The sequence below is a fragment of the Mycobacterium sp. TY815 genome, assembly GCF_030755135.1.
Lineage (GTDB): Bacteria > Actinomycetota > Actinomycetes > Mycobacteriales > Mycobacteriaceae > Mycobacterium.
The window spans coordinates 655,558-680,666 of sequence record NZ_JAUFRX010000002.1 but is presented as its reverse complement, the minus strand read 5'-3'; the positions used below and the strand labels follow the sequence as shown (position 1 = coordinate 680,666).

Annotated in this window: 24 protein-coding genes; 13 read left to right on the top strand and 11 right to left on the bottom strand. The window is 67.4% G+C overall.

Annotated features, from left to right (window positions below; all coding sequences use genetic code 11):
* Positions 1-90: 90 nt before the first annotated feature.
* From QXK92_RS22660 to QXK92_RS22645, 4 genes are read right to left on the bottom strand one after another with little or no spacing between them, the layout of a single operon-like run.
* On the bottom strand, positions 91-765 hold the full coding sequence (locus QXK92_RS22660) for an isoprenylcysteine carboxylmethyltransferase family protein (RefSeq protein WP_306245411.1): 675 nt from the start codon (positions 763-765) through the stop codon (positions 91-93).
* On the bottom strand, positions 762-2,390 hold the full coding sequence (locus QXK92_RS22655) for an ABC transporter permease (protein WP_306245409.1): 1,629 nt from the start codon (positions 2,388-2,390) through the stop codon (positions 762-764). The genes QXK92_RS22660 and QXK92_RS22655 overlap by 4 nt, the downstream gene beginning before the upstream one ends.
* Positions 2,387-3,316 carry an ABC transporter ATP-binding protein gene (locus tag QXK92_RS22650; protein ID WP_306245407.1) on the bottom strand — a complete coding sequence of 310 codons (930 nt, stop codon included), beginning with the start codon at positions 3,314-3,316 and terminating at the stop codon, positions 2,387-2,389. The genes QXK92_RS22655 and QXK92_RS22650 overlap by 4 nt, the downstream gene beginning before the upstream one ends.
* Positions 3,306-3,944 carry a TetR/AcrR family transcriptional regulator gene (locus QXK92_RS22645; RefSeq protein ID WP_306245405.1) on the bottom strand — a complete coding sequence of 213 codons (639 nt, stop codon included), beginning with the start codon at positions 3,942-3,944 and terminating at the stop codon, positions 3,306-3,308. Before QXK92_RS22645 ends, QXK92_RS22650 begins: the two co-directional genes overlap by 11 nt.
* A gap of 182 nt (positions 3,945-4,126) precedes the next feature.
* Between QXK92_RS22645 and QXK92_RS22640 the strand changes: the two genes are divergently transcribed.
* On the top strand, positions 4,127-6,277 hold the full coding sequence (locus QXK92_RS22640; protein WP_306245403.1) for a PPE family protein: 2,151 nt from the start codon (positions 4,127-4,129) through the stop codon (positions 6,275-6,277).
* A 16-nt stretch (positions 6,278-6,293) separates the two neighbouring features.
* Here the strand turns inward: QXK92_RS22640 and QXK92_RS22635 are convergent, their stop codons facing one another.
* Positions 6,294-7,058, bottom strand: a complete 765-nt coding sequence (locus QXK92_RS22635; protein WP_306245401.1) for an SDR family NAD(P)-dependent oxidoreductase — start codon at positions 7,056-7,058, stop codon at positions 6,294-6,296.
* Between the two features lie 25 nt (positions 7,059-7,083).
* On the opposite strand from QXK92_RS22635, the gene QXK92_RS22630 reads away from it, so the two are divergent.
* Positions 7,084-7,686, top strand: coding sequence for a TetR/AcrR family transcriptional regulator (locus QXK92_RS22630; RefSeq protein ID WP_306245399.1), 603 nt, complete (start codon positions 7,084-7,086; stop codon positions 7,684-7,686).
* Between the two features lie 95 nt (positions 7,687-7,781).
* Positions 7,782-9,545: a PE domain-containing protein gene (locus QXK92_RS22625; RefSeq protein WP_306245397.1), complete on the top strand. Its 1,764-nt coding sequence runs from the start codon at positions 7,782-7,784 to the stop codon at positions 9,543-9,545.
* Between the two features lie 3 nt (positions 9,546-9,548).
* Here the strand turns inward: QXK92_RS22625 and QXK92_RS22620 are convergent, their stop codons facing one another.
* Complete coding sequence (locus QXK92_RS22620) at positions 9,549-10,223, bottom strand: O-methyltransferase (RefSeq protein WP_306245396.1); 675 nt, start codon at positions 10,221-10,223, stop codon at positions 9,549-9,551.
* Positions 10,224-10,426: 203 nt separating this feature from the next.
* Between QXK92_RS22620 and sigE the strand changes: the two genes are divergently transcribed.
* The 4 genes from sigE (at position 10,427) to tatB (ending at position 13,919) form a co-directional block, all read left to right on the top strand.
* Positions 10,427-11,194 carry an RNA polymerase sigma factor SigE gene (sigE, locus tag QXK92_RS22615; protein WP_306245394.1) on the top strand — a complete coding sequence of 256 codons (768 nt, stop codon included), beginning with the start codon at positions 10,427-10,429 and terminating at the stop codon, positions 11,192-11,194.
* 154 nt (positions 11,195-11,348) lie between these two features.
* Entirely contained in the window at positions 11,349-11,735 is a 387-nt protein-coding gene (gene rseA, locus QXK92_RS22610; RefSeq protein ID WP_306245392.1) for an anti-sigma E factor RseA, read from the top strand.
* 164 nt (positions 11,736-11,899) lie between these two features.
* Entirely contained in the window at positions 11,900-13,411 is a 1,512-nt protein-coding gene (locus tag QXK92_RS22605) for a S1C family serine protease (RefSeq protein ID WP_306245391.1), read from the top strand.
* A gap of 106 nt (positions 13,412-13,517) precedes the next feature.
* A complete protein-coding gene (gene tatB / locus QXK92_RS22600; protein ID WP_306245390.1) occupies positions 13,518-13,919 on the top strand; it encodes a Sec-independent protein translocase protein TatB in 402 nt (133 codons plus the stop codon).
* 17 nt (positions 13,920-13,936) lie between these two features.
* Here the strand turns inward: tatB and QXK92_RS22595 are convergent, their stop codons facing one another.
* The 5 genes from QXK92_RS22595 to QXK92_RS22575 all read right to left on the bottom strand — a co-directional run bounded on the left by QXK92_RS22595 (position 13,937) and on the right by QXK92_RS22575 (position 19,458).
* Positions 13,937-15,088: an Mrp/NBP35 family ATP-binding protein gene (locus tag QXK92_RS22595; protein WP_306245389.1), complete on the bottom strand. Its 1,152-nt coding sequence runs from the start codon at positions 15,086-15,088 to the stop codon at positions 13,937-13,939.
* A 45-nt stretch (positions 15,089-15,133) separates the two neighbouring features.
* Positions 15,134-16,561 (bottom strand): lytic transglycosylase domain-containing protein, encoded by a 1,428-nt coding sequence (locus QXK92_RS22590; RefSeq protein WP_306245386.1) that lies wholly within the window; start codon positions 16,559-16,561, stop codon positions 15,134-15,136.
* 116 nt (positions 16,562-16,677) lie between these two features.
* On the bottom strand, positions 16,678-17,196 hold the full coding sequence (locus QXK92_RS22585) for a DUF1003 domain-containing protein (RefSeq protein WP_306245385.1): 519 nt from the start codon (positions 17,194-17,196) through the stop codon (positions 16,678-16,680).
* Positions 17,193-18,500 carry a magnesium transporter MgtE N-terminal domain-containing protein gene (locus tag QXK92_RS22580; protein WP_306245383.1) on the bottom strand — a complete coding sequence of 436 codons (1,308 nt, stop codon included), beginning with the start codon at positions 18,498-18,500 and terminating at the stop codon, positions 17,193-17,195. Before QXK92_RS22580 ends, QXK92_RS22585 begins: the two co-directional genes overlap by 4 nt.
* Positions 18,501-18,753: 253 nt before the next feature.
* Complete coding sequence (locus QXK92_RS22575; protein ID WP_306245381.1) at positions 18,754-19,458, bottom strand: DUF4190 domain-containing protein; 705 nt, start codon at positions 19,456-19,458, stop codon at positions 18,754-18,756.
* Between the two features lie 173 nt (positions 19,459-19,631).
* Between QXK92_RS22575 and QXK92_RS22570 the strand changes: the two genes are divergently transcribed.
* The 6 genes from QXK92_RS22570 to QXK92_RS22545 are packed head-to-tail and all read left to right on the top strand — an operon-like array spanning position 19,632 to position 25,029.
* The gene (locus QXK92_RS22570) at positions 19,632-20,147 is read left to right on the top strand and encodes a general stress protein (protein WP_306245380.1); all 516 of its coding nucleotides are present in this window, start codon (positions 19,632-19,634) and stop codon (positions 20,145-20,147) included.
* A complete protein-coding gene (locus QXK92_RS22565; RefSeq protein WP_306246419.1) occupies positions 20,148-21,554 on the top strand; it encodes an extracellular solute-binding protein in 1,407 nt (468 codons plus the stop codon).
* A gap of 39 nt (positions 21,555-21,593) precedes the next feature.
* Positions 21,594-22,463: a carbohydrate ABC transporter permease gene (locus tag QXK92_RS22560; protein ID WP_306245378.1), complete on the top strand. Its 870-nt coding sequence runs from the start codon at positions 21,594-21,596 to the stop codon at positions 22,461-22,463.
* Complete coding sequence (locus QXK92_RS22555) at positions 22,453-23,286, top strand: carbohydrate ABC transporter permease (protein WP_306245377.1); 834 nt, start codon at positions 22,453-22,455, stop codon at positions 23,284-23,286. The genes QXK92_RS22560 and QXK92_RS22555 overlap by 11 nt, the downstream gene beginning before the upstream one ends.
* A 4-nt stretch (positions 23,287-23,290) precedes the next feature.
* Positions 23,291-24,463 (top strand): ABC transporter ATP-binding protein, encoded by a 1,173-nt coding sequence (locus tag QXK92_RS22550; protein WP_306245374.1) that lies wholly within the window; start codon positions 23,291-23,293, stop codon positions 24,461-24,463.
* Complete coding sequence (locus QXK92_RS22545) at positions 24,460-25,029, top strand: suppressor of fused domain protein (RefSeq protein ID WP_306245372.1); 570 nt, start codon at positions 24,460-24,462, stop codon at positions 25,027-25,029. The genes QXK92_RS22550 and QXK92_RS22545 overlap by 4 nt, the downstream gene beginning before the upstream one ends.
* The last annotated feature ends 80 nt before the right edge of the window (positions 25,030-25,109 follow it).

Sequence of the window (25,109 nt, the reverse complement as noted above, 5' to 3'; positions counted from 1 at the left end):
CCGCGGTGCCCCGCGCGAGCAGACGCAAATTCGCGCTGGAACGCCTGTTCCAGCGCGAATTTGCGTCTGCTCGGCCCACCGGGGCGCCCGTCACCAGACGTGGGGGACCAGGCGGTAGCGCACCTGCCGGGTGTATTCGCGGTATCCCGCCAACTCGGTGTTGAGCAGCTTCTCCTCGTCGAGGATCCGCAGCACCAGCACCGCGACACCCGCGAGCACGATCAGCAGCCCCCAGTACGAGCCGAGGGCCAACGGGATGCCCAGCATCATGACAAGCGACCCGCTGTACATCGGGTGCCGGACGATCCCGTACAGGCCGTCGGAGGTCAGGGTCTGCCCCTGCTCGACCGTGATCGTTGCCGCGGCATAACTGTTCTGGATCACCACCAGCAGGGCCACACCCAGTCCGGCGGCGATCATCACGTCGCCGACCACCGACACCCACGCCGGGACGGAGGACCAGCCCATTCGGTGGTCGAACGCGCTGAATGCCATCACCCCCATGGACGCCAGGAACAAACCGGTCACGAGGACCTTCTGCACGGTCCGGCCCTCGGCGCGCGGTCCACCCCGCATGCGTCGCCGCAACGCCGCCGGGTTGGTCACCGCCAGCCGGACGGTGGACACCGTTGTCGCGCCCATCGCGACTGCGACGAACACCCACCCCTGCCAGTAATGCAACGTCCCGGCCGGCACGAACACCAGCACGCTGTAGAGAACCACCCCGTACAGCAGCGACGCGACTATTTTGACGACCGTTTTCATGACCGCAGGTCCCGCCGACGGAAAGCCATGGCGCCCAGCGCAATCAATGCGCCGTCGATGGCCAGCAGCCACAGCAGCGGCACTGCGGTGAAATCCCCGCCCACGCGCGGGGTGTGCGCGAACGGTTCGAGGTCGAGCATCCATTGCGGCGATCCCGAGAGGGAACCGAGGAGGTACAGCGCGACGAATCCGACCAGCACACCCCACGCGCCGGATGTGAATCGCGGTGTCAGGCCGAACAATACGAGTGTCACTGCCGACAGCAGCCACACGGCGGGCAGTTGCACGGCCGCGGTGCCCACCACGGTGGGCAGCTTGCCCATGACGTCGCCGGCGGCCATGCCGTAGGCCAGCCCGCCGGCCGCACCGGCCAGCATGATGGCCAACGTTGACCCGCCCAGTGCCATCAGCAGATGACTTGCCAGCAGGCGGGTGCGCGAAATCGATCCGGAGAGCAGGGTTTCGGCGCGCTGACTGGTCTCCTCCTGGTGCACCCGCAGCGATAACGAGATCGCGAATGCGGCCGCGATCATGCCCAGCATGCCGAACCCGACGGTGATGAATCCCTCTTCCAGCGCGCTGGTTCCACCCAGTCGCGCCAGGATATCCCGTCCGGCCGCGCCGCCCAGCTCGTCACCGATCCCGTGGGTGACGCTGCCGATCAGGAGCCCGTACAACGACAGCCCGACCGTCCACACCACCAGTGCGCCGCGATCGAGGCGCCACGCCAGGCCGAACACTCCCGCGAGCGCCGCTGAGGCGGTACGACGGCCGCTGCGTTCGGCGAACAGTCCGGCACCGACGTCGCGGCTGGCCAGCAGCCGGTACGCGAGGGCGGTGAGCACCGCCGTCGTCGTCAGGTGCAGCAGCAACACCCACCAGCGGTCACCGGCGTACGGACGCACCTGCAGCGACCAGCCCAGCGGAGACAACCACGACAGAGCGCCCGAGCCTGCGTCGCCGACCGCGCGCAGCGTGAATGCCGCGCCGAGCACCGCGAACGCAAAGCCCCGGGCCACCCGGGCGCTGGGCGAGAGCTGCGCGGCGACCGCCGCCACGGCGGTGAAGACCAGCCCGGACGCGGCCAGCGCCGCGCCGAACGCCACCGAACCGCCCGGCGCGACGTCGGTGGCGAGCAGCCCCGCGGCGCCGATCAAACCGGTTGCCACACAGGCGCCGAACGCCAACAACAGCGCGGCGGTGAGGCTGGCGTACCGGCCTACCGCGGTCGAGTCGATCAGTTCGGCGCGACCGGTTTCCTCGTCGGCCCGGGTGTGGCGGATCACGGTGAGGATCACCGCGACCGCGATCAGCGTGTGGAACATCCCGGCTTTCCAGATGCCGACCGCGCCGAGCCCGTCGTTGTAGATCTGGCCGTAGAGCGCGCGCTGCGCGGGACTTGCCATGATCGACGCCGCAAACCCGGCTCGCTCGGCCGCGGTGGAGTAGACCTTTTCGATGCTGCCGATATACACGCTTCCCAACGGGAGCGACAGCAGCAGCACCCACAGGGGCAAGACGACCCGGTCGCGGCGCAGGTAGAGCCGCAACAATCCGAATGTCCCCGCGAGCAGCGAACCACGTTGCGGCACAACGGTTGGCCGGTCTGCATGCGCGGTGCTCATCGCGCGGCCACCTCCTTCGCGTCGCGGTCGCCGTTGGTGCTGTAGTGGCGCATGAACAGTTCCTCCAGTGAGGGCGGCTGGCTGACGAGGCTGCGCACGCCCGCGTCGCCGAGCACCCGGATCAGTTCGCCGAGACTTTCGCCGTCGACCTGGGCGCGCACCGTGTTGCCTTCGACGCTGACGTCCGCCACGCCCTTGATCCGGGAGAGATCGCCCGGGTCGCCGATCAATTCGGCTTTGATGGACGTCCGGCTCAGGTGGCGCATCGATTCCAGTGACCCGCTCTCGACCGTCCTGCCCGCCTGGATGATGGTCACCCGCTCGCAGAGCGCTTCGGTCTCGGCCAGGATGTGACTGGACAGCAGAACGGTGACGCCCCGGTCGCGTGCTTCGGCGACGCATTGCTGAAAGACGTTTTCCATCAACGGATCCAGCCCGCTGGTCGGCTCGTCGAGCAGCAACAGCCGGGCCCGCGACGAGAACGCGGAGATCAGCGAAACCTTCTGCCGGTTGCCCTTGGAGTAGGTGCGCACCTTCTTGGTGGGGTCGAACTCGAAGCGCTCGATGAGCTCAGCCCGCAACCGCTGGTCGATGCCACCCCGCATCCGTGCGAGGAGATCGATGGTCTCACCGCCGGTCAGCGACGGCCAGAGTGTGACATCCCCGGGCACATAGGCAATCTGGCGGTGCAGCTGGACGGCGTCGGTCCACGGGTCCCCGCCCAGTAGCCGCACCGCGCCGCCGTCGGCCTTGACCACACCGAGCAGGATGCGGATGGTCGTCGACTTGCCGGCGCCGTTGGGTCCCAGGAAGCCGTGCACTTCGCCTTCGTGCACGGTGAGGTCGAGGCCGTCGAGTGCCCGCACACTGCCGAAGTTCTTGGTGAGACCGCGAACATCGATGGGCGCCTGGTGGCTAGTTGTCATGTGACCCTCCTTGGTTCTCCGCTGCGAGAAACGCGTCGTACATGGTGCGGTCGGTCATCAGGCCCTCGGAATACACCTCGAGGGCGGGCAACACCATGTCGTTTGCGTAGTCGCGCAATACTGTGCGTAAATCCGTTGGGGTGGAATGCATCTGGAGGTATAGCAGAAAGCCGCCACCACCGGTGATGGCCAGGTACTGGGCCCTGGCCTGCGGGTCACGACTCGGCTTGACGGTGCCGGCCCGCACGCCTTCCTCGAGATATGCTTCGACATTGTCGATCATCCGCTGCCACAACATGTTTGCGAGTTCGCCGCCGGACTGCATGCTGCGCACCAAGTAGGCCATCAAGGGTGCGTAGGACTCGATCTCGGCCATTTGTCCCAGCCACGTGGCGGGGTCGTTGGACTGGATCGCCTCTGACTTGCTGCTGCGGATCTCTTCGGCGACGTATTCGTCGCAAGCCTTGCGCAGGCCCTCTTTGGAACCGAAGTGGTGAATGACGAGAGCCGCGCTCACGCCCGCTGCCTCGGCAATGCGGCGCACTCCCACGCCGAATCCGTGCTCACCGAACTGCGCGATGGCCGCATCGCGAATCCGGGCCACGGCAGTCAGATCGGCTGAACGCATGTTCAGTACACTAAACGAGCGTTCAGCCGCGGTCAAGGGGGTAGGCCCCAGCTAGACGTGGACGGACCGGAGATCACGCGAAATGGTCCGCAGCACTCTGCTTTTCGGTACGGTTTGTCCCGGGTCGTGCGGGGGCAGCGGCCAGGGGCGAATAAGTCGGCCCGAAAATTCGTGGGGGCGTGATGAGTTTCTTGATGTTGCCGCCGGAGATCACTTCGGCGCAGATCTTCTCCGGGGCAGGCTCGGGGCCGATGTTGGCAGCGGCGGCGGCCTGGGACGGGCTGGCCGCCGAGTTGGCGTTGGCAGCGGAGTCCTTCAACTCGGTGACGTCGGATGTGGTGCAGGCGTCCTGGCAGGGCGCCGCCTCGAGGGCGATGGCCGCCGCGGCCGCGCCGTATTCGTCATGGTTGAGCACGGCGGCGGCCCACGCCCAAGCGGCGGCCGGTCAGGCCAATGTGGTGGCTGCGGTATTCGAGTCGGCGCGTGCGGCAACGGTGCATCCGCAATTGGTGGCGACAAATCGGACTCAGTTCGTTTCGCTGGTGCGGTCGAACATCTTCGGCTTCAACGCACCGGCGATTGCGGCTGCGGAGGCGCTGTACGAACAGATGTGGGCCCAGGATGTGACCGCGATGTCGGGCTACCACGCCGGGGTGTCCGCCGCCGCCGCGCAGCTGGCACCGTTTCAGCAGCTCGCACAGGGCCTCAACGTGGGCCTCAATCAAGGCCTCAACCTGGGGATCGGCAATATCGGAGACTTCAACGTCGGGGGCGGCAACGTCGGAAGCTTCAACGTCGGCGCGGGCAACAGCGGCCCGGGGAACGGCACCGGAAACTTCGGCCTGGGCAACTACGGCTCGTTCAATATCGGTGCCGGCAACGGGAACGCGACTCTGGGCGCGGCCGGCGCGCCGTATCCCGGTGCGGCTACCTACAACATCGGACTGGGCAACATCGGTCAGTTCAATGTCGGACTGGGCAACGTCGGCACCGGCAATCTCGGTTTCGGAAACGGGAATTTGGCCGGGGCGGTAACCGGAACGGCTTCTGCCTTCAACGTGGGCCTGAACAACCTCGGGAGCTACAACACCGGCATCGGAAACATCGGCCTCAACAACTTCGGTCTGGGCAATGTCGGCAACAACAACATCGGTATCGGTCTCACCGGCAACAACCAGATGGGCATCGGAGGGCTCAACGCCAATAACGCCGCCTGGAATTTCGGGCTGGGCAACAACGGCAGCTTCAACGCCGGCTTCGCCAATACCGGCGACGGCAATCTGGGGCTCGCCAACACCGGGCACGGCAATATCGGCATCGGGCTTACCGGCGACAACCAGATCGGCTTCGGCGGCTTCAACTCCGGCAGCGCCAACACCGGCCTGTTCAACTCCGGCGCCGGCAACTCCGGATTCTTCAACTCCGGCAGCGCAAACCTGGGCTTCGGCAATACCGGCGTCCATAACGTCGGGCTGCTCAATTCCGGTGCCACTAGCTTCGGCCTCGGAAATTCCGGCAGCACCAACACCGGGTTGTTCAATGCCGGCAGCTTCAACACCGGGTCGTTCAACGCCGGCAGTACGAATATGGGGCTGGCCAACTCCGGCAACGGCAATTTGGGGGCGTTCAACTCCGGCGGTACTTCGCTGTTCGGCCACAACGTGGGCTTGTTCAACGCGGGCAATCACAACGTGGGCTCGTTCAACGCCGGCTTCGGCAACGTCGGTTGGTCCAACACCGGCATTGGCAACACCGGCGGCTTCAACGCCGGGGGCAGCGGTACGGATCCCGTGTTCGGTCAGGGCTTCCTGGGACTGGCCGGCAATACCGGCTTCTTCAATACCGGCTTCACCAATACGGGTCTGTTCAATTCCGGTGACACCAACACCGGTCTGTTCAATTCGGGTGACGTCAATACAGGCTTCGGCGGCACCGGTATTCACACCGGCAACTCGGGCTTCGGCAACTCGGGCACGGGCAACTCCGGCTTCTTCAACTTCGGCAACTTCAACTCGGGTCTGAACAACACATCCGCCGGTGGCTACGCCTCGGGTTGGGGCAACTCCGGCGGCGGTGAGGACAACGCGGGCTTCTTCAACGCCAGCGACGCCGGTACTGACACCGGATTCTTCAACCGCGGCGCGGGTGGACTGAAGGTGGGCTTCTTCAACGCGGGCAACCACGACATCGGCTTCGGCAATGCCGGCTACTACAACACGGGATTCTTCAACACCGGCCAGCACAGCTCGGGTGTGGGCAATACCGGTCCGGGTGCGGACTCGGGTGCGTTCAACGCGGGCGTCGGGCAGTCCGGCTTCTTCAACCGCGCCTGAATCGCAGGGGATGGGCTCACACTGCCGCCCATCCCCCGTCCACGCTGAGGATGGTGCCGTGGATGTTGGCGGCGTCGTTGCCGCTCAGGAACACCACTGCAGCGGCCACCTCCGCCGGAGTGCTCATCCGGCGCGACGGGATGCGCGCCAGCATCGGCCCGACATTGTCGGCGAATTCGAGCGCGCGTTCAGTGGCGATCGGTCCGGGCGCGACGGCGTTCACCCGCACCCCGGCCGGTCCGTATTCGTCGGCCCACGACTTGGTGAAGGAATGCAGAACCGCTTTGGTGCCGGAGTAGACGGCCGAACCGGCCGACCCGCGCAGGCCGGTGATGGAACCGATGTTGACGATCGCACCCCGGCCCGCCCGGGCCATCTGCGGCGCGATCAGGCCGGTCAGCAGGAAGGGTGCAAACACGTTGACGGCAAACGCATCGGTCAACTCCTGCTCGCTGATATCGGCGGTGGCGGTGGGCATCAGCAGGGTGGCGGCGTTGTTCACCAGAATGTCGAGGTGGTCGTCGGCGGCTTTCATGGCGCGCTCGGCAATGCCCGCGATCCCGTCGGTGCCCGCTCCCAGGTCGCCGTCGACGAAGGTCGCGCGTCCGCCTGACGCGACGATGTCATTGACGACGGCTTCGCCACGGGAAGCGTTGCGCCCGTTGACGATCACATGCGCGCCGTGGGCGGCGAGCGCACGGCTGATGGCGGCGCCCAGACCGGCGGTGGCACCGGTGACCAATGCCGTGCGTTCGGATAACTGCGTACTGTTTGTACTCATGAGTCCACAGAGTTCCGTTTTCGAAATGGACTCACAAGTCCAGAAATTGACCGCGAAGGGCCGGGCCACCCGCCAGCGCATCATCGAGGGCGCGGCCGGCGAGATCCGGGCCCACGGCATCGCGATGACCACGCTGGACGACATCATGGCCCGCAGCCACACGTCCAAGAGCCAGCTGTTCCATTACTTCCCGGAAGGCAAGGACCAGCTGCTGCTGGCGGTCGCCGCATACGAGTCGGCGATGGTGATCGAAGACCAGCAACCACACCTGGGAGCCCTGACCTCCTGGGCGGCCTGGCAACGATGGCGGGACGCCGTGGTGGACCGCTACCGCCGTCAGGGGCAGAACTGCCCGATCGCGGTGCTGATGTCGGAGATCGGCCGGACCACCCCTGGCGCACAGGCCGTCACCGTCGAGCTGATCTCGCAATGGCACGATGCGATCGCCACCGGAATCCGCTCGATGCAGAACAGCGGCAAGGTGTCCGCACGCGTAGACCCGGACCAGGCCGCGGCGGCACTGCTGGCGGGAATTCAGGGCGGCGTCGGCATCATGCTCGCCACCGGCGACCTGTCGTATCTGGAAGCGGCCCTGGACACCGGGATCGCGGGGCTGCGCGGCTCCTGACGGCGACGGCCAAAACTCCGCCGATTTCCCGACTTTTTTCCGTATCCAGTGCCAAGATGTCGGTCGGGCCGAATTACGCATCGAGGAGTAGCGAAATGTCATTTGTGGTCGCGGCACTGGACATGATCGAAACTGCGTCGGCGGATGCCGCGCAGGTCGGAGCGGCGGTCGGAGCCGGCAATCTGGCCGCGGCGATCCCCACCACCGGACTGGCCGCGGCCGCTGCCGACGAGGTGTCCGTCGCGATCGCGAGCTTGTTCGGAACGCACGCCAACGACTACCGGGCGGCGGCGGCGCAGGCGGCGGTGTACCACCAGGAATTCGTGCGGAACCTCGGCGCCGCCGCGGCCTCCTACGGCGGCGCCGAAGCGGCGATCCTCGCGCAGTTGGAGGCCACACTGCTCGGTGGGGGTGCCGCCTCCGCTCCGCTGGAAGCACTCAACGAAATCACCTCGGGCGCATTCCAGGCCCTTATCTACAAGCCTATTCACCAAGCCGGGCAGACCTGGATCGCGAGCCCGCTCGGCCAGGCGGTCGACCCGATCATCAACGCACCCACTCAGGCGTTGTTAGGGCGCGACCTGATCGGTAACGGCGTCGCCGGAACCGCGCTCAGCCCCAACGGTGGAGCGGGCGGCTTGCTGTTCGGCGACGGCGGGTCCGGCTATTCACCGACCGGGGGTGTGCTGCCGCTGAACGGTGGAATTGGCGGCAATGCCGGTTTGATCGGTACGGGTGGCACCGGCGGGACGGGCTGGGCCGGTGGCGCGGGCGGCGCCGGGGGTGTCGGCGGCCTGCTGATGGGCAATGGCGGCCGGGGCGGGCTGGGCGGTGCGGCGTTGCTCCTGGGCGATCCCGGCGGTGCCGGCGGGGCCGGCGGCCAGGCGTTGCTGTTCGGCGACGGCGGGTACGGCGGCGCCGGCGGGGCCGGCACCCCCACCGGGGCCAGCGGCGCCCGCGGATTCCCGGGTCTGTTCATCGGCTTGGGCGGTTCCACCGTCCCCGTCCTCAACGACCAACTGGTGACCATCGAGTTCGTGCGGCACGGCCAGACGGCCAGCAACGTGGCAGGCATTCTCGATACAGCCGTGCCCGGCCCGCCGCTGGACGCAACGGGCGTGCTGCAAGCGGCCAACGTCGCCAATGTGCTCAACGGCCAGGGCATCTTCGCCGGCATCTTCGACTCGCAGATGATCAGGACCCAGGAAACGGCAGCGGCGCTGGTGGCCTACCTGGGACAGCCGGCCGCGGTCGTGCTGCCCGGTCTCAACGAGATCAACGCCGGATTGTTCGAGGACCTGCCGCAGATTCCGGCGGGATTGCTGTATCTGGGCGGCCCGCTGGTGTGGACTCTCGGCTTGCCGGCGTTCCCGATGCTGGCCCCGCTGTCGACGAACCCGACCGGGCTCAACTTCGCCGCCGGTTTCGACTCCGCGGTGCAAACCATGTACAACGTCGGCGCGTCGGCTCCCAGCCACGCCGTCGTCGCCTATTCCAGCGCCCTGACCATCGAGACCGGGACCATGATGATGGTCGACAACCCCAACCCGCTGTTCCTGCTCACCCGGAGCTTGCCGAACACCGGTGTCGTCGTGGTCCAGGGCAGCCCCGCAACAGGTTGGACGATGGTGAGCTACAACGGCGCCCCGGTGGGGCCGGCGGACCTGCCGACCCAGTTGTTCGTCGACGTGCGCAACTTCGTCACGGCACCGCAGTACGCGGGTTACGACGTCGGGGCGGCCCTGCTGACCGGCAACCCGGCGACGATCGTTAACGCGGTTCGCGACGGCGTCCGCGAAGTCGCGACCGCGACCGTCCACTTCCCGTTCGCGGTCGCCGAAACCCTGCTCGGCGCCTGACGCTCAGTCGCGGACGGCGGCCAGCAGGCCGTCACCCAGCGGTATCAGCGCGGGCGTCAGCCGTTCGTCCTCGGCGATCAACCGGGCCGCCTCACGGACGGCTGCCACCTCGGCGTCCCGCGCCTCGGGATCGCCGGCCCGCCCGCCCAGTGCCGCGCGATGCACGACGATGACTCCGCCGGATCGCAACAGACGGACGCCTTCGACGACGTACTCCGGCTGGTCGATCGGATCGGCGTCGATGAACACCAGGTCGTAGGAGTCATCGGCGAGCCGGGTGAGCACTTCCTGAGCGCGCCCGCTGATGAGCCGGGTGCGCGACGGTCCGATGTGCGCCTCGGCGAACGCCTGACGGGCCAGCCGGACATATTCCGGTTCGATATCGATGGTGGTCAGGACGCCGTCGTCGCTCATGCCCGACAGCAACCACAGCCCGCTCACGCCCGCCCCGGTGCCGACCTCGGCAACCGCCTTGCCGCCGCTCAGCTTCGCCAGCAGGCTCAGCAGCGCTCCCACCGCGGGTGTGACCGCGCCGGCGCCGCTGTCGACGGCGCGTTCCCGGGTGCCGGCCAGGATCGCGTCCTCCGATATCGACTCTTCGGCGTGCGCCACAAGCGAATCCGCCCTGCTCCGAGTCGCGTGGCCAGTCTCGTCACTGTTGTTGGACGTGCCCTCCATGTCCGCAGAGTATGCCCAACCGCCGGAGGCGTCGCTCAGGCGCGCCCGTGGGAACCGGCGCCGACACGCCCGGACCCGGCCGGGCGACGCACCTCATAGCAAACTCCATAACCCCTGGACAACCCAGGTAACAGTATGGTTTCTCAGCTAAAGCTCAGACTGCTCATACCTGGCCCACACTCGGGTACGCGACGGTAGGCCGTATGGAACGCGGCGGAGGTTGGAGCGGGAATACGGGATGGGAACTTCGTGTTTCGGCGAGTGAGGAAATGCCGACCCTGGATGGCAGGGGAAAGCCGGAGGAATTGACCATCACTACTTTGAGCCCGACCACCATGTCGCACCCGCAACAGGTTGCCGAGAGCGACTGGGTGGAATCATCTGACGCGTTGCTTGGTACCGCGATTTTCGACGCGACCGGCGACAAGGCCACCATGCCGTCCTGGGACGAACTGGTGCGTCAGCACGCCGACCGCGTCTACCGGCTGGCTTACCGGCTCTCGGGCAACCAGCACGACGCCGAGGACCTGACGCAGGAAACCTTCATCCGGGTGTTCCGGTCCGTGCAGAACTACCAGCCCGGCACTTTCGAAGGCTGGCTGCACCGCATCACCACGAATCTGTTCCTCGACATGGTCCGGCGCCGCGCCCGCATCCGCATGGAGGCGCTGCCCGAGGACTACGACCGGGTGCCGGCCGACGAGCCCAACCCTGAGCAGATCTACCACGACTCGCGGCTCGGTCCGGACTTGCAGGCAGCGCTCGACTCGCTGCCACCGGAGTTCCGCGCCGCGGTGGTGCTGTGCGATATCGAAGGCCTGTCGTACGAGGAGATCGGCGCCACCCTGGGCGTCAAGCTCGGCACCGTGCGCAGCCGGATTCACCGGGGGCGCCAAGCGCTCCGCGACTACCTGGCCGCTCATCCCGAACTCGGCCTGCACGACGACCGCTCGATGCGGTCGGCCAGCTGAGTCACCGGCGCAGGCTGATCATCGTTTCGGCCACTGCACGGTTGCCAACTGATCCCAAATTCCGGGGTTTAAAGGTCCGATCATGGTTATCAAGCAGCACACCGCGCTACATTCGAGATACAAATGGCTCAATAGGGTGCGGAAGGAGCTGGTAATGGCCGACCGGGGAGATGTGTTCCGGCGTGCGTTCTCGTGGCTACCCGCCCAATTCGCCTCCCAGAGCGATGCCCCGGTAGGTGCGCCGCGCCGCTTCGGTTCCACGGAGCACCTCTCCATCGAGGCCATCGCCGCGTTCGTCGACGGCGAGCTGAGGATGAACGCACACCTGCGCGCCGCGCACCATCTCTCGCTCTGCGCCCAGTGCGCGGCCGAGGTGGACGACCACAGCCGCGCGCGGGCTGCGCTGCGCGACTCCCACCCGATCCGCATTCCCAGCTCGTTGCTCGGGTTGCTGTCCGAAATTCCGCACTACCCACACGAGGAAACCCTGCCGCTCTCGGATGACTTTGCCGAGCGCGATGATCACCGGAAGCGCCGCTAGCTTGGGGTTTGGGTGCCTGCGCGGGCCCTCGCGTGGGTTCATGCCGACCGGCGGGGATCCGTGGATACTAGGGTGGACAGCACAACTTCCAGGGCCGTGCGGTTCTTCGCTGCGTATACGGCCGGCCCGGTGCCGGGCCCCGAAACGGATCTAGAAGAGGAACCGTGAGCTCCGACGAAGGCAACAACAGCGGCCAGGAAACCGAACGGCTGGCGCCGCGTCCCATTTACCGGCCGCCGGTGGACCCTGGCTCGCGTCAGACGTTCGGACGTCCGGCCGGGCAGCAGGGTTCCTTCGTCGCCGATCGGGTGCGTCCGCAGAAGTATCGGGACCAGTCCGAGTTCCGGCCGCACGACAAGCCGTCCGACCCGGTGCTCGCCGAGGCCTTCGGTCGTCCGTTCGGCGGCACCGAGACTTTGCAGCGTCATCCGATCGATGCCGCTGCGCTGGCCGGCGAGAAGAATGGTGAGCCCGACGAGCCCGAGGATCCCTGGCGCGATCCGGACGCGGCCGCTGCGCTGGGAACTCCGGCGCTGCCTCCGATCGTCACCCACGGCGAACTGCGCCACAGCGGCAAGCTCGGCGTCCGCGATGTGCTGTTCGGCGGCAAGGTGTCGTATCTCGCGCTGGCCGTGCTGCTCATCATCGCGCTGGCGATCGGTGCGATCGGTGGGGTGATCGGCCGCAAGACCGCCGAAGTGGTCGAGGCGTTCACCACCTCGAAGGTGACGCTGTCCACCGCGGGCAATGCCGAAGAGCCGGCCGGGCGGTTCACCAAGGTCGCGGCCGCCGTCGCCGACTCGGTGGTGACGATCGAGTCCAAGAGCGACCAGGAGGGGATGCAGGGCTCCGGCGTCGTCATCGACGGTCGTGGCTACATCGTCACCAACAACCACGTCATCTCCGAAGCCGCCAACAACCCCAGCCAGTTCAAGACGACCGTGGTCTTCAACGACGGCAAGGAAGTGCCCGCCAGCCTGGTCGGCCGCGACCCCAAGACCGACCTGGCCGTCCTGAAGGTCGACAACGTCGACAACCTGTCCGTGGCGCGGCTCGGCAATTCCGACAAGGTGCGGGTCGGCGACGAGGTGATCGCGGCCGGTGCCCCGTTGGGTCTGCGCAGCACCGTCACGCACGGCATCATCAGCGCGCTGCACCGCCCGGTTCCGTTGTCGGGCGAGGGCTCTGACACCGACACCGTCCTGGACGCCATCCAGACCGACGCCTCGATCAACCACGGCAACTCCGGTGGGCCACTGATCGACATGGACTCCCAGGTGATCGGCATCAACAGTGCGGGCAAATCGTTGTCCGACAGCGCCAGCGGGCTGGGTTTCGCGATCCCGGTCAACGAGATGAAGTTGGTCGCCGAGACGCTGATCAAGGACGGCAAGATCGTGCACCCGACGCTGGGCATCAGCACCCGGTCGGTGAGCAACGCGATCGCCTCGGGCGCGCAGGTGGCCAACGTGAAGGCCGGGGGACCCGCGCAAAAGGGCGGAATACTGGAGAACGACGTGATCGTCAAGATCGGGGGCCGGAAGGTCGCCGACTCCGACGAAGCCGTCGTCGCCGTGCGGCAGCTGACCATCGGCCAGGACGCGCAGATCGAGGTGGTCCGCGACGGGCGTCATGTGACGCTGACGGTCAAACCCGACCCCGACACCAGCTCGTGATGATCGCAAGCGCGGCGCAGCCGGGCGCTGCGGGTCAGCACCATCCAACCGTAATGATCGCAAGCGCGGCGCAGCCGGGCGCTGCGGGTCAGCACCATCCAACCTGATGTTCGCCAACATCGGCTGGGGGGAGATGCTCGTCCTTGTGGTGGTCGGGCTGGTGGTGCTCGGCCCGGAGCGGCTTCCCGGTGCGATTCGCTGGACGGCCGGCGCCCTGCGGCAGGCGCGTGACTACCTCAGCGGTGTGTCCAACCAGCTTCGCGAGGACATGGGGCCCGAGTTCGACGACATCCGCGGCCAGCTCAGCGAACTGCAGAAGTTGCGCGGGATGACCCCCCGCGCGGCGTTGACCAAGCACTTACTCGACGGTGACGACTCGATCTTCACCGGCAACTTCGACGCACCGGCACCGCAGCCCCCGGCCCAGCAGCCGCCTGCCCAGCCGCCGCAGCCGCCGGCCGCGTCTGCCCCGCCCGAACGCACCCCGTTCGACTCCGACGCCACCTGAGCGTCCGCTCGCGCCACCTAGCGGCGGGTCGGGTCCAAGCCCAGGGACATGCCTGCCAGGCCGCGACGGCGCGACGACAGCACGTCGGCGATGCGGCCCAACTCCTTGCCCACCGCGGAGTCCGGTGTGCTGAGCACCATCGGCACGCCGGTGTCGCCGGCGGCCACCAGCGCGGGGTCCAGCGGGATCTGGCCCAGCAGCGGCACGTCGGCGCCCACCGCACGCGACAGCCGCTCGGCGACCTGCCGGCCGCCACCCTCGCCGAACACCTGCATCGTGGAGCCGTCGGGCAGGGTCAGCCCGGACATGTTCTCCACCACACCGGCGATGCGCTGGCGCGTCTGGATCGCAATGCTGCCCGCCCGCTCGGCCACCTCGGCGGCGGCCAGCTGCGGCGTGGTTACCACCAGGATCTCGGCGTTGGGCAGCAGTTGGGCGAGTGAAATGGCGACGTCGCCGGTGCCGGGCGGCAGATCGAGTAGCAGCACGTCCAGGTCGCCCCAGTACACGTCCGACAAGAACTGCTGCAGCGCCCGGTGCAGCATGGGCCCGCGCCACACCACCGGGGTGTTGTCCTTGGTGAACTGCGCGATCGAGATGACCTTCACTTCGTGGGCGATGGGCGGCAGGATCATCGACTCCACCTGGGTGGGCCGGTCGGTGGTGCCCATCATCCGGGGGATGGAATGGCCGTGGATGTCGGCGTCCAGCAGGCCGACGGACAGGCCTCGTGCGGCCATCGCGGCCGCCAGGTTGACCGTGACGGTCGACTTGCCGACGCCCCCTTTGCCCGACGCGACCGCGTAGACCCGAGTCAGTGAGCTGGGCTGGGCGAACGGGATAACGGGTTCGGCGGCATCCCCGCGCAACTGCTTGCGCAGTTCGGTGCGCTGCTCGTCGTTCATCACGTCCAGGCTCACCCGCACCGTGCCGGTACCCGGAACGTCGGTGACCGCCTGGGTCACCCGCTCGCTGATTTCGCTCTTCTTCGGGCAGGCTGCGGTGGTCAGATAGATCTCGACGTGCACGCTTCCGTCGGCGCCCAGATCGATGCTCTTGACCATCCCCAGTTCGGTGATGGGGCGGCGTAGTTCAGGGTCGATCACCTTGCCCAGCGCTGAGCGGATAGCCGTGGTCAGATCGGTTGCGTCATCTCGGGTTGCGGACATCAACGCCGAGTCTAGGCGGCTCGGCCGCAAGGCTTTCGCCGACGGTCAGCTGACCGGGGCCAGTACCGGTTCTCCGGGTGCCGGCGGGCTGGGCTGAGCCGGGCCGGCGGGCTTGGGCGTCGGTGCGCCGTTGGGTGCCCGGTTCGCCGGTGCCGGCGGGGCGGGTGCGGGGGCCGCTGGTGCGGGTGGCGCCGGCGGCGCGGCCGGAGGCATCGGTGGCGGGGCGAACGGGTCGGGGAACGCCGGCGCGGCCGGGGGAGCCGGGGGTGCGGCGGGAGCGATGACGATCCCGCCGTTGGGGATGGGGCCGGCGCCCGGTGGCAGCGAGTCAGGGGTTTGCGAGCTGATGCAAATCAGGGTGCAGCCCGGAGTGGCCACCGGAGCCGGCTGCGGCACCTGGGCCGGCGGCATCCACGGCCACATCGGCGCCTGCGGGTTCTGGTACAGGTTCGGGTACTGCGCGACGATCTGTGGCTGCCCGAAGTCGATCAGCGGCATGTGCTGGCCCATCGGGTCGCCGACACCCAATCCGGTGACATTCATCGGCAGGTTCGGCCCGAGGCCTTCGGGGTGTTCGAGGTGCGCGTCGCCGATCGGGGGCGGGGGACCGGTGATCGGCGGCAGGTCGACCGGAACCACGCCGGTGGCGTAGGCGGCGGCCCAGCCCAGCACGTTCTGGGCGTAGGACATCGAGTTGTTGTAGCGCAGGATCGCGGCCATCACCTGCTGCGGATCGCGCAGGTTCAGCCCGCCGCTGCACAGGTACCGGGCGGCGGCCAGGGTGGCGTCGAACAGGTTCTGCGGGTCGGGGATGCCGTCGCCATCACCGTCGACGGCATAGCGCGCCCAGGTGCCCGGGAGGAACTGCATGGGACCCATGGCGCGGGCGTAGGTCACCCGGTTGCCCTGGTCCCGCTGCACGATGACCTCGTTGCCGGGCAGCGTGCCGTCCAGTGCCGGACCGTAGATCGGGTTGGTCGCGGTGCCGCGGGCGTCGACGGCGCCGCCACCCGCATGGCCCGACTCGATGCGTCCGATGCCGGCGAGCAGGTTCCAGCTGACTCCGCAGCCAGGTTGCGCGGTCGACATCTTCTGCTCGGCATTGCGGTAGGCCGACAGCGCCATGATCGGAATCCCCAGTGCGCCAGGGGTATTCACGACGGTGGGGGGCGGCGGCGCGGAACTGGTGGCCGCGGCGACGTGGAAGCTGGTCGGCACCCGCTGGATGGAGATGACGGTGGGGCCGGAGAGGTCGGTGTGCGGAGCTGGGCCGACCGCGGCCACCGGTGTGATCGCGGCGCGGTGCGGTTGATTCTTGCCGTGCAGTGACGGCGCTGCGGCACCGACCGCGCTGGCGAAGATCAGCGGCGAGATCATGGCGACGCCGAAAACCGGTGTGCGGGTGACGCGAAGTGCCGTCTGTCGCACCTTCGCGACGGCCGGGTTGTCAGCCCAGCGTCCCCCAATATGCACCTCGACCGTCCTCAAATTCTGTGAGCCGCCGGGAAACTGACCAGTTGTTAGCTTCGTGAACTAGATCACCATACATAACTCTCGTCACGGGAGTAATGCAATGGGCGACTTCATTCTCAGCTGGTTTTCTTAGCACGGCGCCCAGCACCGTCGGACACCGCTGTCTGCACGTCCGCCAACAGGTTTTTCAGGCTTTCCAGTTCGTGACGCAGGTAGTCACGCGTGGGAACTTCGCCGATGGCCAACCGCAGCGCGGCCAGTTCGCGGGCCAGGTATTCGGTGTCGGCCTTGGTCTGCGCCGCGCGGCGACGATCCTCTTCCAGGGCGACCCGGTCGCGGTTCTCCTGCCGGTTCTGGGCGAGCAGGATCAGCGGCGCGGCGTAGGCGGCCTGGGTGGAGAACGCCAGGTTGAGCAGGATGAAGGGGTACGGGTCCCATTGCCACTGGATGGCGATCATGTTGATCGCGATCCACACGATCACCACGATCGTCTGCAGCAGCAGGTAGCGCCCGGTGCCGAAAAACCGTGCGATGGACTCGGTGAACTGTCCCACCGTCTCGGGGTCCAACCGCGGTGTGTAGCGGCGTGAGGTACGCGGGGTGTACAGCCGTCGCGTCGTCTGGGATTTGCTCATACGGCATCTCCGGTCCGTGGCGGCCTGCCGGCGGGATCGAGCTGCTGAACGTCCACGCGCCAGTCATGAGGCAGCAGATGGTCGAGCAGGTCGTCCACCGTCACCGCGCCCAACAGATGGTTCTGGTCGTCGACCACCGGACCGCACACCAGGTTGTAGGCGGCGAAATACCTTGTGACCGCACCCAACTGGGTCTCTGGCGACAGGGTCAGCAGATCGGTGTCGACGATGCCGCCGACCAGTTCGGACGGCGGGTCGCGAAGCAGTCGCTGCAGGTGCACGCAGCCCAGGTAGTGGCCGGTGGGAGTGGCGGTCGGCGGGCGTGCCACGAACACCATCGAGGCCAGCGCGGGGGTCAGGTCAGGATCGCGGAGTCGGGCCAGCGCCTCGGCGACCGAGGTGTCCGGGGTGAGCACGACCGGATCGGACGTCATCAGCCCGCCTGCCGTGTCAGGAGAGTGCTTGAGTAGTCGCCGCACCGGGTCGGAGTCGTCGGGATCCATTCGGGTCAGCAACATCTCGGCGTCCGTCGGGTTGAGCACCCCTAGCACGTCGGCGGCGTCGTCGGGATCCATCTCCTCAAGCACGTCGGCCGCGCGGTCGGTGCCCAGTTGCGCCAGGACCTCGGCCTGATCCAGTTCGGGCAGCTCCTGCAGGATGTCGGCCAGCCGGTTGTCGTCGAGCGCCTTGAACACCTCGTAGCGGCGCTTGGTGGGCAGCCCCCGGATAGCGTCGGCGACGTCGACGGCCCGCCGTCCCTCGAACTGGTCCAGCAACTGCGCCACGCCCTGACCCGGCATGGCCAGGGCCGATGGAGTCAATCCCTGCACGTTCTGCCAGTCCACGACGTGCACTGGTCCGCGACGTCCCAGCCGGCGTTGGGTGCGTACCGCCACCCTGGTCACCACCCAGTCGCGGGTCCGGGTCTGCTCGATACCCAGGTCGGTGACCACGACGTCAACACCGGCCAGGTCGGGTAGGTCAGGGTCGTTGACCCGCACCGGGGTGTCGAGCACCTGTCCCATCGCCAGCACCTCGCCGGGGCGCTGCTCGAAGTGGCGCAGCGACACGTTGCCGGTCCGCAGTGTCACCGCGTCCGGTTCGATCGCCGCGACCCGCAGGATCGGGATGAAGATGCTGCGCCGGGTGGCGAGATCGACGACCAGGCCGAGCACGCGTGGTTGCTGGCGGACGATGCTGATGCTGATCACGACGTCGCGGACGCGCCCGAAGGATTCGCCGAGCGGGCCGAGCACCATCATGCGCGGCAGCCGTGCCACGTACACCCTGTTGACCGACGCCATAGGAGAGAGCGTAGGCAGCGGGTGTGGAGGCGGCAGGTTGGGGCTGCGTGGCGATCGCAAGCCCGGCGGAGTCGGGCGCGGCGGGTCGCCACCATCAGGTTGCGTGGCGATCGCAAGCCCGGCGGAGCCGGGCGCGGCGGGTCGCGACCATCAGGTTGCGTGGCGATCGCAAGCCCGGCGGAGCCGGGCGCGGCGGGTCGCCACCATCAGGTTGCGCGGCGGGTCGCCACCGGAGGACCGGCCGGCGCCTAACTCAGTGCGAGCCGAGACTGAACATCAGTGCGATGAAATAGACCAGCAGAGTCGCGGCGCTGATCACGATGCCGGCCACCGCGAGGCCGAAGCCGTCTTCGCGAGTCTGCTTGATCTGGTTGATCGCCACCGTGCCGCAGGCAATGCCCGCGATCGAGCCGACACAGCAGAAGACGCCGACGATGCCGCAGACCAGCGCGATGATCGCCATCGTGTTGGTGCCGGTCTGCATGGACCCGTACCCGCCGCCGTAGTAGTCCGGACCCGGGTAGTAACCGGCCGGGGGCGAGCCGTACGGGCCGGGCATCGGCGGGGGCGGCGGCGAGAAGGGCGGGGGATTGCCATAACCCGGGGCCGCGGCGCCGTACGGCGGCGGTGTGTAGCCGGACGGCGGAGTCGGCGGCGGATAGCCGGCCGCCAGGTTGGGCGGGTACCCGGGTGCCGGGTTGGGCGGGTAGCCAGGCGCCGGGTTGGGCGAGTAGCCGGGCGCCGGGCTGGGCTGGTAGTCGGGCGGGTAGCCGGGGAGCGGCGCCTCCTGAGTGGGCGGGTAGTCGACCGCAGGTGGCGGGTACTCCGCTGCCGGAGACGACGACGGCGCGACCCACGGAGCGTCGGATACCGGCTGCTCAGCGGCTTGCGTCTGATCCGACGGGGCGGGCTGCGCGGTGTCGTTGTCCTGGCCGGAGGAGTCGCCGGGAGCTGTCATGGAGATGAACGTAGCGTATGGGCCGGCAGTGGGTACGGCGTCGATGCAGCGCGCAGGCGCCCCGCTCCGGCCAGGTGAAATGTGCGGCCCGCGGGGGTATGGATAGTGCGCCCCGGATGCGTAGGTGGAACGATGGCTTGCGTAAAGGCGGGCAGGAGGAGAATGAGGTACCGATGACTAGCCCATTCCAACCCGGACAACCACCCGCCAGCGGGGCTGCGGGTCGACGAAATGTGCCCGGGCTGCCGACGCCGCCCAAAGGCTGGCCGGTGGGTTCCTACCCCACCTACGCCGAGGCGCAGCGTGCCGTCGACTACCTGTCCGATCAGGAGTTTCCCGTCCAGCAGGTGACCATCGTGGGGGTGGACCTGATGCAGGTGGAACGCGTCACGGGCCGGCTGACCTGGGGCAAGGTGCTCGGCGGCGGAGTGCTCAGCGGTGCCTGGCTCGGTTTGTTCATCGGCCTGGTGCTCGGCTTCTTCAGCCCGAACCCGTGGGGCGCGCTGATCACCGGCCTGGTCGCCGGGGTTTTCTTCGGGCTGATCACGTCGGCCGTGCCGTACGCCATGGCCCGGGGCACCAGGGACTTCAGCTCGACCATGCAGTTGGTCGCCGGCCGATATGACGTGCTGTGCGACCCCCAGAACGCCGAGAAAGCGCGAGATCTGCTGGCGCGTCTGGCGATCTGACTGGTGAACCGTCGCGTGCGGCGGTGGGGGGCGGCCGCACTGGCGGCGTTGACCACCGCCTCGGTGCTCTCGGCCTGCGGGTCGGGCGGTCACGGTCTGGTGATCAGCTTCTACACGCCGGCCACCGACGCAGCGACGTTCACCGCCGTCGCCCAACGGTGTTCGGAACAGGCCGCCGGCCGGTACCGCATTGAGCATGTGAGCCTGGCCAGATCGCCCGACCAGCAACGGCTGCAACTTGCCAGGCGACTGACCGGGCACGACGACACCCTGGACGTGATGGCGCTGGACGTGGTGTGGACCGCCGAGTTCGCCGAAGCGGGGTGGGCGCTGCCGCTGTCCGACGATCCGACGGGACTGACCGAGTCCGACGCCACCGCCGATACCCTGCCGGGTCCGCTGAAGACGGCGACCTGGAATCATCGCGTCTACGGTGCCCCCGTCACCACTAACACCCAATTGCTTTGGTACCGAACGGATCTGGTGCGTCAACCGCCGCGCGACTGGGCTGCCATGGTGGCGGAGGCGGGCCGCTTGCAGGCCTCGGGTGAGCCCAGCTGGATCGCCGTGCAGGCCAACGAGGCCGAGGGGCTGGTGGTCTGGTTCAACACCCTGCTGGTCAGCGCGGGCGGGCAGGTGCTCTCCGAAGACGGCAAGCGCGTCACCCTGACCGACACCCCCGAACACCGCGCCGCGACGGTGAGCGCGCTGCAGATCCTGAAGGCGGTGGCCACCGCGCCGGGGGCAGACCCGTCGATCACCCGCAGCGACGAGGGCGCGGCGCGGCTGGCTGTCGAACAGGGCAAGGCGGCGCTGGAGGTCAACTGGCCCTACGTCTTTGCCTCGATGCTGGAGAACGCGGTGAAAGGCGGTGTGGCGTTCCTGCCGCTGAACCGTGACCCCGCCCTGGCCGGCAGCGTCAACGGAGCCGGTACGTTCACGCCGAGCGACGAGCAGTTCAACCTGGCCTACGCGGCCAGTCAGCGGGTGTTCGGTTTCGCGCCCTACCCCGGGGTGGCGGCCGGCCAACCGGCCAAAGTCACGATCGGCGGGCTGAATCTGGCGGTGGCCAGCACCACCGGGCACCGGCGTGAAGCGTTCGAAGCAGTCCGCTGCATACGCAACCTGCAGAACCAGAAGTACATCGCGATCGAAGGCGGACTGCCTCCGGTACGGACCTCGCTGTATTCCGATCCGCAGTTCCAGGCTAAGTACCCGATGTACGGCATCATCCGCCAGCAACTCACCGATGCCGCGGTGCGCCCCGCTACTCCGGTGTACCAAGCGGTGTCGATCCGATTGGCTTCGGTGGTGAGTCCGATCACGGCGATCGACCCGGAACGCACGGCCGACGAACTCGTCGTGCAGGTGCAGAAGGCGATCGACGGCAAAGGGTTGCTGCCGTGAACGGCGACCATGCAGCGCGAAGCGATGAGGAACGGCGCCATGTCGTCTGAACGGCGGCTCGCGTACCTGCTCGTCGCACCCGCGGTGACCCTGATGCTCGCGGTGACCGCCTACCCCATCGGTTATGCGATATGGCTGAGCCTGCAGCGCAACAACCTGGCCACTCCCGAGGACACCGCGTTCGTCGGACTGGGCAATTACCAGACGATCCTGACCGACCGGTACTGGTGGACCGCACTGGCCGTGACGCTGGCGATCACCGTCGTCTCGGTGACGCTGGAATTCGTGCTCGGGCTGTCCCTGGCGCTGGTGATGCATCGCACCCTGATCGGCAGGGGACTGGTACGCACCGCGGTGCTGATCCCGTACGGCATCGTCACGGTCGTCGCGTCCTACAGCTGGTACTACGCCTGGACGCCGGGCACCGGTTACCTCGCCAATCTGCTACCTGGCGGGAGTGCGCCACTGACGCAACAGATTCCGTCGCTCGGTGTGGTGGTGATCGCTGAGGTGTGGAAGACGACCCCGTTCATGGCGCTGCTATTGCTGGCCGGATTGGCGCTGGTGCCCGAGGACCTGTTGAAGGCGGCACAGGTCGACGGCGCGGATGCCTGGCGGCGGCTGACCAGGATCACCCTGCCGATCATCAAGCCCGCGGTGGTGGTGGCGGTGCTGTTCCGGACGCTGGACGCGTTCCGGATCTTCGACAACATCTACGTGCTGACCGCCGGCGCCAACAACACCGGGTCGGTGTCGATCCTGGGCTACGACAATCTGTTCAAGGGCTTCAACCTCGGCCTGGGCTCGGCGATCAGCGTGCTGATCTTCCTGTGCGTGGGCATCATTGCGCTGGTTTTCATCAAGCTGTTCGGCGCATCGGCTCCGGGGAGCGACCTAGATGTCCGGTGACCCCGTCAAGCGCGCGACGTTCTGGGTCGTGATCGACATGCTGGTGGTCGGCTATGCCTTGCTGCCGGTGCTGTGGATCCTTAGCCTGTCGCTCAAGCCGACGTCAATGGTCAAGGACGGCAAGCTGATTCCGTCATCGGTGACGCTGGACAACTATCGCGGCATCTTCCGTGGTGATTTCTTTTCCTCGGCGCTGGTCAATTCGATCGGCATCGGGTTGACCACCACCGTGATCGCGGTGGTGCTGGGCGCGATGGCGGCCTATGCGGTGGCCCGGTTGAGTTTCCCGGGTAAGCGCGCCCTGATCGGAATGACGCTGCTGATCACGATGTTTCCCGCGATCTCGCTGGTGACGCCGCTGTTCGATATCGAACGCGCCGTCGGGTTGTTCAACACCTGGCCCGGGCTGATCCTGCCCTACATCACCTTCGCTTTGCCGCTGGCGATCTATACGCTGTCGGCGTTCTTTCGCGAGATCCCCTGGGACCTGGAGAAAGCGGCCAAGATGGATGGCGCCACGCCTGCCCAGGCGTTCGTCAAGGTGATCGTCCCGCTGGCGGCCCCGGGCTTGGTGACGGCGGCCATCCTGGTGTTCATCTTCGCCTGGAACGACCTGCTGCTCGCCTTGTCGCTCACGGCCACCCGGGCAGCGATTACGGCGCCGGTCGCGATCGCGAACTTCACCGGCAGCTCCCAATTCGAAGAGCCGACCGGGTCGATCGCCGCGGGTGCGATCGTGATCACGATTCCGATCATTGTCTTCGTTCTCATATTCCAACGACGCATTGTTGCCGGGTTGACCTCCGGCGCTGTGAAGGGATAGCGCGATGGCCGAGATTGTGCTGGAACACGTCAACAAGAGTTACGCCGACGGGCATACCGCGGTGCGTGATCTGAGCATCACCATCGCCGACGGCGAGTTCCTGATTCTGGTCGGGCCGTCCGGCTGTGGGAAGACCACCACACTGAACATGATTGCCGGACTGGAAAATATCACCTCGGGTGAGTTGCGCATCGGCGGTGAACGGGTCAACGAGAAAGCGCCCAAGGACCGCGACATCGCCATGGTGTTCCAGTCCTATGCGCTGTATCCGCACATGACGGTCCGGCAGAACATCGCGTTCCCACTGACGCTGGCGAAGATGAAGAAGGCCGATATCGCGCAGAAGGTCGAGGAGACGGCCCGGATCCTGGACCTGACAGACCTGTTGGACCGTCGCCCCTCGCAGTTGTCGGGCGGTCAGCGCCAGCGGGTGGCGATGGGCCGGGCGATTGTGCGCCAGCCCAAGGCTTTTCTGATGGACGAGCCGCTGTCCAACCTGGACGCCAAGCTGCGGGTACAGATGCGCGGCGAGATCGCGCGCCTGCAGAAGAGGCTGGGCACCACCACCGTCTACGTGACCCACGACCAGACCGAGGCCATGACGCTGGGGGATCGGGTGGTGGTGATGCATGGCGGTATCGCACAGCAGATCGGCACGCCCACCGAGCTTTACGAGCGGCCCGCGAATCTGTTCGTGGCCGGCTTCATCGGTTCACCGGCGATGAACTTCTTCCCGGCCACGCTGACGTCGTTCGGATTGAGGCTGTCGTTCGGGGAGGTGACGTTGACGCCGGAGGTGCAGCAGGTGATCGCCGGACACCCCGAACCGGAGAACGTCATCGTGGGATTGCGTCCCGAGCATATCCACGACGCGGCGCTGATCGACGGCTACCAGCGGATCGGCTCGCTGACCTTCGAGGTCACCGTCGACCTGGTCGAGTCGCTGGGCTCCGACAAGTACGTGTACTTCACCACCGCGGGTCCGCAGGTGCATTCGGCCCGGCTGGACGAGGTGGCCGCCGAATCGGAAGTACATGAGAACCGTTTTGTGGCAAGGGTTCCCGCCGAGTCGAAAGCGGCGACCGGGCAACCGATCGAGTTGGCGTTCGATCCCGGCAAACTCGCTGTGTTCGACGCCGACTCCGGTGTGAACCTGACGGTGCCGGCCGCGCAGTGATTCTCGACGACGTCCGCGCCCACCTGCGCGACCACTTCGGCGCCCAGCCCGATTCGGCGAGCGTGACCTTCCTTGGTGCGGAGCCGATCGAGGTGCTGCGTTTCCGGGATCAGCCGGTGGTGCACTATGTTTCGCTGGGCTGCTCGCGCTACCCGATGACCGACCCGACCGAGATGATCACCGACCACCTACGCGGCCCGCGCGCCGAAGTGGTTCTGGCCCTGCGTGACCCCGGTCCGATCAAGGGGCTGGTACGCACCATGGCGATCCTGGCCGCCACGCCGGCGGTGGACGGTCTGGTGCTGGTGCCCGATGCGCTGATCGACCTGGGGGCGCCGTTGTGGCAGCCTGCTCCGTTCACCGCGGTGTTGCTGGGGCACAGCGACGTTCCCGATCTGGCGCTGGAGCCGCCGCGCGAGCCGGTGCAGTTCCTGTCCGCCACACCCATCACGGCCAACGAAGCGGCCTGGGTCCGGCTCAAAGGCGCCGCCGCCATGCGCGAGGCCTGGCGGAATGATGGAGTGGACGTGCTGGACCCGAATCGTCCTGCGGCGCAGCCCAGTTGAGCGGGCGCACCGTCGAGTGTGAATCGCGCGACGCGACATGCCGCCGGAGCGTCGGGTAATTCACGGTCGCGACGGGCGGC

What these genes read in the sequence shown, in the direction of transcription:
- QXK92_RS22575 (WP_306245381.1), bottom strand. Translation starts at nt 19,458, where the DNA reads ATGACAGCTCCCGGCGACTCCTCCGGCCAGGACAACGACACCGCGCAG.
- QXK92_RS22550 (WP_306245374.1), top strand. Translation starts at nt 23,291, where the DNA reads ATGGCCGAGATTGTGCTGGAACACGTCAACAAGAGTTACGCCGACGGG.
- tatB (WP_306245390.1), top strand. Translation starts at nt 13,518, where the DNA reads ATGTTCGCCAACATCGGCTGGGGGGAGATGCTCGTCCTTGTGGTGGTC.
- QXK92_RS22560 (WP_306245378.1), top strand. Translation starts at nt 21,594, where the DNA reads ATGTCGTCTGAACGGCGGCTCGCGTACCTGCTCGTCGCACCCGCGGTG.
- QXK92_RS22640 (WP_306245403.1), top strand. Translation starts at nt 4,127, where the DNA reads ATGAGTTTCTTGATGTTGCCGCCGGAGATCACTTCGGCGCAGATCTTC.
- QXK92_RS22595 (WP_306245389.1), bottom strand. Translation starts at nt 15,088, where the DNA reads ATGTCCGCAACCCGAGATGACGCAACCGATCTGACCACGGCTATCCGC.
- QXK92_RS22580 (WP_306245383.1), bottom strand. Translation starts at nt 18,500, where the DNA reads ATGGCGTCGGTCAACAGGGTGTACGTGGCACGGCTGCCGCGCATGATG.
- QXK92_RS22555 (WP_306245377.1), top strand. Translation starts at nt 22,453, where the DNA reads ATGTCCGGTGACCCCGTCAAGCGCGCGACGTTCTGGGTCGTGATCGAC.
- QXK92_RS22635 (WP_306245401.1), bottom strand. Translation starts at nt 7,058, where the DNA reads ATGAGTACAAACAGTACGCAGTTATCCGAACGCACGGCATTGGTCACC.
- QXK92_RS22625 (WP_306245397.1), top strand. Translation starts at nt 7,782, where the DNA reads ATGTCATTTGTGGTCGCGGCACTGGACATGATCGAAACTGCGTCGGCG.
- QXK92_RS22570 (WP_306245380.1), top strand. Translation starts at nt 19,632, where the DNA reads ATGACTAGCCCATTCCAACCCGGACAACCACCCGCCAGCGGGGCTGCG.
- QXK92_RS22645 (WP_306245405.1), bottom strand. Translation starts at nt 3,944, where the DNA reads ATGCGTTCAGCCGATCTGACTGCCGTGGCCCGGATTCGCGATGCGGCC.
- QXK92_RS22630 (WP_306245399.1), top strand. Translation starts at nt 7,084, where the DNA reads ATGGACTCACAAGTCCAGAAATTGACCGCGAAGGGCCGGGCCACCCGC.
- QXK92_RS22585 (WP_306245385.1), bottom strand. Translation starts at nt 17,196, where the DNA reads ATGAGCAAATCCCAGACGACGCGACGGCTGTACACCCCGCGTACCTCA.
- QXK92_RS22655 (WP_306245409.1), bottom strand. Translation starts at nt 2,390, where the DNA reads ATGAGCACCGCGCATGCAGACCGGCCAACCGTTGTGCCGCAACGTGGT.
- QXK92_RS22660 (WP_306245411.1), bottom strand. Translation starts at nt 765, where the DNA reads ATGAAAACGGTCGTCAAAATAGTCGCGTCGCTGCTGTACGGGGTGGTT.
- sigE (WP_306245394.1), top strand. Translation starts at nt 10,427, where the DNA reads ATGGAACGCGGCGGAGGTTGGAGCGGGAATACGGGATGGGAACTTCGT.
- QXK92_RS22620 (WP_306245396.1), bottom strand. Translation starts at nt 10,223, where the DNA reads ATGGAGGGCACGTCCAACAACAGTGACGAGACTGGCCACGCGACTCGG.
- rseA (WP_306245392.1), top strand. Translation starts at nt 11,349, where the DNA reads ATGGCCGACCGGGGAGATGTGTTCCGGCGTGCGTTCTCGTGGCTACCC.
- QXK92_RS22650 (WP_306245407.1), bottom strand. Translation starts at nt 3,316, where the DNA reads ATGACAACTAGCCACCAGGCGCCCATCGATGTTCGCGGTCTCACCAAG.